This is a genomic window from Flavobacteriales bacterium, assembly GCA_020635795.1.
In the GTDB taxonomy this organism is placed as follows: Bacteria; Bacteroidota; Bacteroidia; order Flavobacteriales_E; family Vicingaceae; genus Vicingus.
Genome location: JACJZD010000001.1, coordinates 182,415 through 190,000 on the forward strand (window position 1 = coordinate 182,415; position 7,586 = coordinate 190,000).

Genomic DNA, 7,586 nt, shown 5'->3' on the forward strand with positions numbered 1-7,586 from the left:
TTTTAAGTTAAATTATTCAGACTATTGAATTTCTAAAATTAAATGCATTTAAAGTAATCAAAAGGCTCTAAACAATCGTTGCAGCTGTATAGTGCTTTGCAAGCAGTAGAACCAAATTGACTTTTTAAGGTAGTATTTGTAGATTTACATTGTGGACATCTTACTTTTTTTGGTCCCGATTCAAAAAGTATTCCTTTGTCTTGTGAGCCATCAATAGGAGGTGCAATGCCATAAGCTTCCAGTTTTTCTTTTGCTTTTTCCGACATCCAATCAGTGGTCCAAGCTGGTGAGTAAACCATTTTTATTTCAACATGGTCTATTCCTTTTGTTTTTAAAGTTGAAATAATTTCATCTTCGAACAACTTCATGGCTGGGCATCCTGTATAAGTAGGTGTTATTGTGATAACAACTTTGTCAGTTAGGATTTCGACTTCCCTTAAAACACCAAGTTCTTCTATGGTAATTACGGGTATTTCAGGGTCAGGAATTTCTGATAGAAATTCCCAAACCTGTTCTTTTGTATATTTTTCTTGATAATTCATGGTAAATTATTACCATTTGGCATCTGGATAAGCTCTTGGTAAAAATTGCATTTCGGCTATCAGGTGTCCTAGGTATTCTGAGTGCAGACCTTTTAAGCTACCTGTTTGCATATAACCATCTTGAGGTCGAATTAACTTTGCTCTTTCTAAAACTTCAGAAATTGTTGTATTCCATTTCGCTTTTATTTCGTTTTGGTTTACAGCTATGCCCTCGGCAATAAGTATTTCATCCACTTTATTCATTTCAAAAAGATTACCTGTATATTCCCAAATATCGTTGAAGGAGTTTTGTACTTTTTCTTTACTTTCATCAGTACCATCACCTAGTCTAACAATCCATTCGGCACTATGACGCAAATGATAGGTAACTTCTTTTAATGATTTTGCTGCATGAGCTGCAATCATCAAATCTTTACTGGTTGATAATGCTTTATATAAGTGATAAAAGTATGCCGATTGTAAAAAGTTTCTAACTACTGTATCTCCAAAATGCCCATTTGGACGTTCTGATAACAATGAGTTAAAAAACTCTCTTTCATTTCTTTTATAAGCTAAATCATCTTCCGTTCTACCTTTTCCTTCAAGCTCACCAGCATAAGTTAACATGGTTCTTGCTTGTCCAATATGATCTAAAGCTATGTTGGTCATGGCAATGTCTTCTTCTAAAATAGGTCCTTTACTGCACCATTCACTCATACGTTGACCAAGAATTAGGCTTGTATCACCAATTCTTAAACAATAATTTATCAATGCTTCTTTTGTAGTCATTTTTTTTTGCCCCTCCCAACCTCCCCGAAGGGGAGGAGTTACCACCACACTTGCCTAATAATACAAGTCTAGTCGGATGTTTTTTTAGTTTATATCAATTTATTAAAATTTTTTATTCGCACCTCTACATAAGCCTCCCCTTAGGGGAGGTATGGAGGGGCTTATATGTGTTTAGCTCCTTCAGGCATTACATAATGTGTAGGATGTCTGTATGCTTTATCATCCGATGGATCGAAAAACGAATCACTATCTTCTGGCATAGAAGAAACAATGGCATTTAAAGGTACAACCCAAATACACGTTCCTTCATTTCTTCTTGTGTACATGTCTCTAGCATTTTGCAAAGCCATTTCTTTATCTGTAGCGTGCACACTTCCTGCATGTTTATGAGGTAATCCTGGTTTACTTTGTATAAAAACTTCCCAAACTCCTCCTTGACTATCTTTAATATTGTTCATTTTATTATGGTATTAATTCAGTAATTAAGCAACTAATTGATTTTCTTTTTGTTTTGCAGCATAAGCCAATGCTGCTTTTCTAACCCATTCACCTTCTTTATGGGCATTTATATGGTGTTTTAGACGTTGTCTGTTACATGGTCCGTTACCCTTTACCACACTCCAAAACTCTTCCCAGTTAATTTTACCAAAATCATAACAACTTTTTGCTTCGTTCCATTTTAGTTCTGGGTCAGGAATAGTCAATCCAATAACTTCGGCTTGACCAACAGTTTTATCAATAAATTTTTGACGCAACTCATCGTTAGTTTCACGTTTAATTCTCCATTTAACAGCGTTTCCAGTATTTGGAGAATCAGAATCGTGAGGTCCAAACATCATAATAGATGGCCACCAAAAACGGTTTAAAGCATCTTGAGCCATAGCTTTTTGCTCAGGAGTTCCTTTAGCCATCTGAGCCATTATCTCGTACCCTTGACGTTGATGAAAACTTTCTTCTTTACAAATTCTTACCATTGCTCTTGAATATGGTCCGTAAGAGGTTCGCTGTAATGACACTTGATTAACAATAGCAGCACCATCAACTAACCAGCCCACAGCACCCATATCTGCCCAAGTTAACGTAGGGTAGTTAAATATGCTTGAATATTTTGCTTTTTCGGTTTGTAGTTCTTCAATATATTCATCTCTACTTTTTCCTAAAGTTTCGGCAGCCGAATACAAATATTGACCATGACCAGCTTCGTCCTGTATTTTAGCTAACAACACCACCTTTGCACGTAGACTAGGAGCTCTACTAATCCAGTTTCCTTCTGGTTGCATTCCTATTACCTCAGAGTGAGCATGTTGAGAAATTTGTCGTTGTAAATGTTTTCTATAGTCTTCAGGCATCCAATCTTTAGGTTCAATTTTAATATCCGCATCAATTTTTGCCTGAAACTCTTCTAATTTTTTAATATCGTCCATATTTTTATGTTAAAAAACATACAAGTTTACTCATAAATTTGCTAAAAGTGTTATGATAAAAATCACTTGTTAATAATATAACCATTTCTTTTTTGTTTCAACAGTAATTTAAATCAAACAAAAGTTTTTTAAATAATAAGTTTAATTTTGCCCAAAATGATAAAAAGATGAGTTTGTTTAAAACAGTTAAGATAAAAGATTTAAGAAGAGAAACAGCGGATTCAGTATCTCTTGCATTTGATGTTGATTCGTCAAACGAGTTTAGGTACCAATCTGGTCAGTACATTACCATAAAAAGTACAATTAATGGTGAAGATGTAAGGAGGTCATATTCGTTGAGTAGCGCTCCACACGAAAACGATTTTAGGGTGGTGGTAAAAAAAGTGGAGAATGGAAGAATGTCTACCTTTTTAAATACATCAGTTAAAGTTGGTGATGAATTAGAAGTTATGACTCCGGCAGGAAATTTTATTGCAAAAAACCATAACGCCAATTTGGTGGGAATTGCTGCAGGAAGTGGAATAACACCAATTTTTTCCTTATTAAAATCGGTGTTAAAAGCAGGTGGTAAATTTACTCTGTACTATGGTAATGTTAACGTAGCATCAACCATATATAAAAAAGAGATTGATGAATTGTTGGCTCAACATCCTAATCAATTATCGGTTACTTATACTTATGATGAAGGTGCAAGTTTAGGGTTTGATGAAATAAACTGTGGTAGAATTGACGATAAAAAAATGAATGCCTTTATCAAGACTAATGTAGAAATGTTAAAAGCGGATGGTTTTTACATTTGCGGACCAGAACCGATGATTAACTCGGTAAGCGATACGCTTAAATATGTTGGAGTGCCGAGCGAAAAAGTTCATTTCGAATTGTTTACTGTTCCTGTTAAAAAAGAAGCCGAAAAAGTAACAGGTGATTTTAAAGGAACCAGCCATTTAACTGTTTTAATGGATGGTGAAGAAATTGAATTTGATTTGGCTGCCGATGGCGACTTTATTTTAGACGCTTCAATAGAGCATGGTGTTGATGCTCCATTTTCGTGTAAAGGAGCGGTTTGTTGTACTTGTAAAGCAAAAGTACTAGAAGGCAAGGCCATCATGGAAATGAATTATTCCTTATCAGATGAGGAAGTTGCTCAAGGGTATATTTTAACCTGTCAATCTCATCCAGCATCAGAAAAATTGGTAGTTGATTTTGATGTAACTTAAGCGTTATTAAATAAACGTTGTTAATAAGGTCTGACTATGTCAGACCTTATTTTTTTAGCTAAACCTTATCTTTGGTTTGGTATGAAAACATTTTACAGCAATACGCACATCATTACAATACTTTTACTTGTCGTATTAATAAGTTGTAAGGGGACAAAAAAAGCAAGTACAAACAACGTTGAGTTAGATAAAACAACCGTTGAACTCCAAAACAAATATGCCGATATTTTAAAAGTGGATGCTAAAGCCGTTCAAAACATTAAGTTGTATCAGTTTGTCGACGAGTGGGTGGGTGTTCAGTACAAATATGGTGGGACATCAAAAAGTGGAGTAGATTGTTCGGGTTTTTGTAATGTACTATATAATAATGTATATAGTAAAACATTGCCGCGTACTTCATCCGAAATTGCAAAACAATTACAAAAAGTACCCAAAGGCAGTTTAGCTGAAGGCGATATTTTAGTTTTTGATATAGAAGGTAAACGAAATTCGCATGTTGGGGTTTATTTGGCAAACAGTAAATTTGTACATGCTTCAACCAGTAGTGGAGTTATAATTTCTAGTTTAGAACATCCCTATTATCAAAAAGCATACAGCAAAGGAGGTAAACTATGACCAACATATTAATTACAGGAGGCAGTAGAGGTATAGGTTACGAACTCGTAAAGCAGTTTGCCCAACATGCCGATAACTATATTGTTGTTTTGTCTCGTAATACCGACAAACTAAAAGCCTTACAAGCCGAGTGTCTAAAGTTATATAACAACAACATTACTATATATGGTGTCGATTTTGATTCGCCAAGTTTAAGCGACGATTTAAAACAAGTTATAGCACAAGAAGCCAAACACTTTCATATACTAGTAAACAATGCGGGTGTTTTAATCAATCAACCATTTAGCGAAACAAGTCTGCACAATTTTATACATATATATAAGGTAAATGTATTTGCTCCAGCATTACTTATTAAAGAGGTATTACAAAACAATCAGCCAGAACAGCTCACGCATGTAGTTAATATAGGTAGTATGGGAGGCTTTCAAGGGAGTGCAAAATTTCCGGATTTGTCGGTTTACAGCTCATCAAAAGCCGCAATAGCCAACTTAACCGAGGTGTTGGCAGAAGAATACAAAGCAAGCAATACCAAATTTAACTGCTTAGCGTTGGGTGCCGCTCAAACCGAAATGTTAAACGAAGCTTTCCCCGATTATAAAGCACCACTATCTGCAGTACAAATAGCAATATACATTCACCAGTTTTGTATTACAGGTGCTAATTATTTTAATGGGAAAATTATACCGGTGGCTTTAACAACACCATAGATTTATTAACCTAGTTAATGTTTTTTTCTATACTTTAGTATTTTAGCTAAATGAAACTACTACTATCACTCCTACTATTGCTATTACTTTCTTGTGATAGATCAAATAATAAAGATACCACATCTGTTAAAGATGAATTGGTGGAAATAAAAATAAACACCTTAATTCAAGATTTTTTTAAGAATACTAAGTTTAAAATAGAGAGTTCATTTTTTATAGAAGGAAATGTTTTTAATTTGAAATTATTTGAAAATGGTAAAGGGACATTTAATAAAGGTGCTATTCAAGCTTATATTTTATTCTTATTATTTGAGTTTCATGATGAGTTGAGTTTGGATAATTATGAACGTGTCATAATTTATATGAGTAATAGAGTTTCAGGAAAAGATGATCTTGTTTTTTTGTATAGTAAATCACAATTAAAAAATAACTTAGAAAAACTCAGGGCAAATCCAATGTATATTAATAATCTTATTTATTGTCTTAACAATTTTAATGATAGTATATATTATGAATTTGATATTCTGTTAAAGAATAACTTGCCAAAGTTATTTGTAGGCTTTAATCCTAACGAGTTAGCATTTATGGATGTGCTTCCATTGTATTCTTATGAATGCGAGAAAGATTCTTTAGGAGAGGGTGTTTTATTAATGAGAGGATTGGCATTTTATATTTATATGACAGCTCAAGAAAATAAAAATGTTTATAAATCTAACGAAGTAGATAATAGGGTGGCTTTTTTAAATCATTTCTTAAGTAATTGTAATTTAAGTTTAATTGACTTAAGTAAAAAAGTTACGTATGAGGATAAGATATTGGTTGATGGTAAACCATGGTGAAATAATATTTTTCTAATAAAAAAACAGACCAATTAGATTTTTTATTTTTCGAGATGAATAATCCAAACAATACCGAAAATCAATATAAAAACACTTTTTAATCATCCTTTATAGAATATATTTATAAATAAAGTAAAGTAGGTTTTTCAGCAACAAAGCCACCTTGCCAACTTTATTAACATCACACTGTGAAAAATATCTAATTGATTATCAGTATCAATAGTAAAATAGATAAAAAAAAAGCACCCATACATTTGCTAATATCAAAAAGCTGTCTACTTTTGCATCCGCTTTCGAAACAACGGTTTCATACAAATACAAGGAGCGAAAAAATAATTTGAATTTTTTTTTGAAAAAACTTGCAGAGTTAAAAATAAGAGTTACTTTTGCAACCCCATTCAAAACAACGGTATTGAATGTCGAAAAAAAAGTTTGAAAAAAGTTGAAAAAATATTTGGAGATTAAAAAAGTAGTTGTACTTTTGCCTCCCCAAAAAATCGGAAAATGTTCTGATTAATATTTTGGAAACAACATAATGAAGATATAGTTCTCTATAAATTATATAGTGTTCTTTGAAAAAATTGAAGTAAGATAAAAAAACAAGGTAAGTATCCCGATTAGAAAATTAATTTCAACTTCGTGAGAGACAATCTTAAATAACATTTAAGATTAATTACAACGGAGAGTTTGATCCTGGCTCAGGATGAACGCTAGCGGCAGGCCTAACACATGCAAGTCGAACGGTAACATGAGTAGCAATACTTGATGACGAGTGGCGCACGGGTGCGTAACGCGTATGCAACTTACCTCTAACTGGAGAATAGCCTTCCGAAAGGAAGAATAATACTCCATAATATTACGATGTGGCATCACATTGTTCTTAAAGCTTCGGCGGTTAGAGATGGGCATGCGTCTGATTAGCTTGTTGGTGAGGTAACGGCTCACCAAGGCAACGATCAGTAGGGGGCCTGAGAGGGTTATCCCCCACACTGGTACTGAGACACGGACCAGACTCCTACGGGAGGCAGCAGTGAGGAATATTGGTCAATGGACGAAAGTCTGAACCAGCCATGCCGCGTGCAGGATGAATGCCCTATGGGTTGTAAACTGCTTTTATATAGGAATAAACCCCTTTACGTGTAAAGGGCTGAAGGTACTATAAGAATAAGGACCGGCTAACTCCGTGCCAGCAGCCGCGGTAATACGGAGGGTCCAAGCGTTATCCGGATTTATTGGGTTTAAAGGGTCCGCAGGCGGAAAAATAAGTCAGTGGTGAAATCCTATCGCTTAACGATAGAACTGCCATTGATACTGTTTTTCTTGAGTATACTTGAAGTGGGCGGAATGTGTCATGTAGCGGTGAAATGCATAGATATGACACAGAACACCGATTGCGAAGGCAGCTCACTAAATTATAACTGACGCTCATGGACGAAAGCGTGGGGAGCAAACAGGATTAGATACCCTGGTAGTC

At 34.5% G+C, this 7,586-nt stretch carries 8 protein-coding genes and 1 rRNA gene (1 of these 9 only partly in view); 5 read left to right on the forward strand and 4 right to left on the reverse strand.

Annotated elements, in window-relative coordinates:
• Nucleotides 1-38 precede the first annotated feature (38 nt).
• From paaJ to paaA, 4 genes are all read right to left on the reverse strand, one after another.
• On the reverse strand, nucleotides 39-542 hold the full coding sequence (gene paaJ / locus H6589_00750) for a phenylacetate-CoA oxygenase subunit PaaJ (GenBank protein MCB9173120.1): 504 nt from the start codon (nucleotides 540-542) through the stop codon (nucleotides 39-41).
• Nucleotides 543-551: 9 nt separating this feature from the next.
• A complete protein-coding gene (gene paaC / locus H6589_00755) occupies nucleotides 552-1,310 on the reverse strand; it encodes a phenylacetate-CoA oxygenase subunit PaaC (protein MCB9173121.1) in 759 nt (252 codons plus the stop codon).
• A gap of 161 nt (nucleotides 1,311-1,471) precedes the next feature.
• Nucleotides 1,472-1,768: a 1,2-phenylacetyl-CoA epoxidase subunit B gene (gene paaB, locus H6589_00760; GenBank protein ID MCB9173122.1), complete on the reverse strand. Its 297-nt coding sequence runs from the start codon at nucleotides 1,766-1,768 to the stop codon at nucleotides 1,472-1,474.
• Nucleotides 1,769-1,792: 24 nt separating this feature from the next.
• On the reverse strand, nucleotides 1,793-2,734 hold the full coding sequence (gene paaA / locus H6589_00765) for a 1,2-phenylacetyl-CoA epoxidase subunit A (GenBank protein MCB9173123.1): 942 nt from the start codon (nucleotides 2,732-2,734) through the stop codon (nucleotides 1,793-1,795).
• Between the two features lie 167 nt (nucleotides 2,735-2,901).
• Between paaA and H6589_00770 the strand changes: the two genes are divergently transcribed.
• From H6589_00770 to H6589_00790, 5 genes are all read left to right on the forward strand, one after another.
• Entirely contained in the window at nucleotides 2,902-3,951 is a 1,050-nt protein-coding gene (locus tag H6589_00770; protein MCB9173124.1) for a 2Fe-2S iron-sulfur cluster binding domain-containing protein, read from the forward strand.
• A gap of 36 nt (nucleotides 3,952-3,987) precedes the next feature.
• Nucleotides 3,988-4,566: a C40 family peptidase gene (locus H6589_00775; protein MCB9173125.1), complete on the forward strand. Its 579-nt coding sequence runs from the start codon at nucleotides 3,988-3,990 to the stop codon at nucleotides 4,564-4,566.
• Nucleotides 4,563-5,273, forward strand: a complete 711-nt coding sequence (locus H6589_00780) for an SDR family oxidoreductase (protein MCB9173126.1) — start codon at nucleotides 4,563-4,565, stop codon at nucleotides 5,271-5,273. The genes H6589_00775 and H6589_00780 overlap by 4 nt, the downstream gene beginning before the upstream one ends.
• A gap of 50 nt (nucleotides 5,274-5,323) precedes the next feature.
• Nucleotides 5,324-6,112 (forward strand): hypothetical protein, encoded by a 789-nt coding sequence (locus H6589_00785; protein ID MCB9173127.1) that lies wholly within the window; start codon nucleotides 5,324-5,326, stop codon nucleotides 6,110-6,112.
• Between the two features lie 675 nt (nucleotides 6,113-6,787).
• Nucleotides 6,788-7,586: ribosomal RNA gene (locus H6589_00790) — 16S ribosomal RNA — on the forward strand (it continues 726 nt past the right edge of the window).

Excerpts from the sequence above, each read along its gene's own strand:
- paaJ (MCB9173120.1), bottom strand. The coding sequence starts at position 542 with ATGAATTATCAAGAAAAATATACAAAAGAACAGGTTTGGGAATTTCTA.
- paaC (MCB9173121.1), bottom strand. The coding sequence starts at position 1,310 with ATGACTACAAAAGAAGCATTGATAAATTATTGTTTAAGAATTGGTGAT.
- paaB (MCB9173122.1), bottom strand. The coding sequence starts at position 1,768 with ATGAACAATATTAAAGATAGTCAAGGAGGAGTTTGGGAAGTTTTTATA.
- paaA (MCB9173123.1), bottom strand. The coding sequence starts at position 2,734 with ATGGACGATATTAAAAAATTAGAAGAGTTTCAGGCAAAAATTGATGCG.
- H6589_00770 (MCB9173124.1), top strand. The coding sequence starts at position 2,902 with ATGAGTTTGTTTAAAACAGTTAAGATAAAAGATTTAAGAAGAGAAACA.
- H6589_00775 (MCB9173125.1), top strand. The coding sequence starts at position 3,988 with ATGTCAGACCTTATTTTTTTAGCTAAACCTTATCTTTGGTTTGGTATG.
- H6589_00780 (MCB9173126.1), top strand. The coding sequence starts at position 4,563 with ATGACCAACATATTAATTACAGGAGGCAGTAGAGGTATAGGTTACGAA.
- H6589_00785 (MCB9173127.1), top strand. The coding sequence starts at position 5,324 with ATGAAACTACTACTATCACTCCTACTATTGCTATTACTTTCTTGTGAT.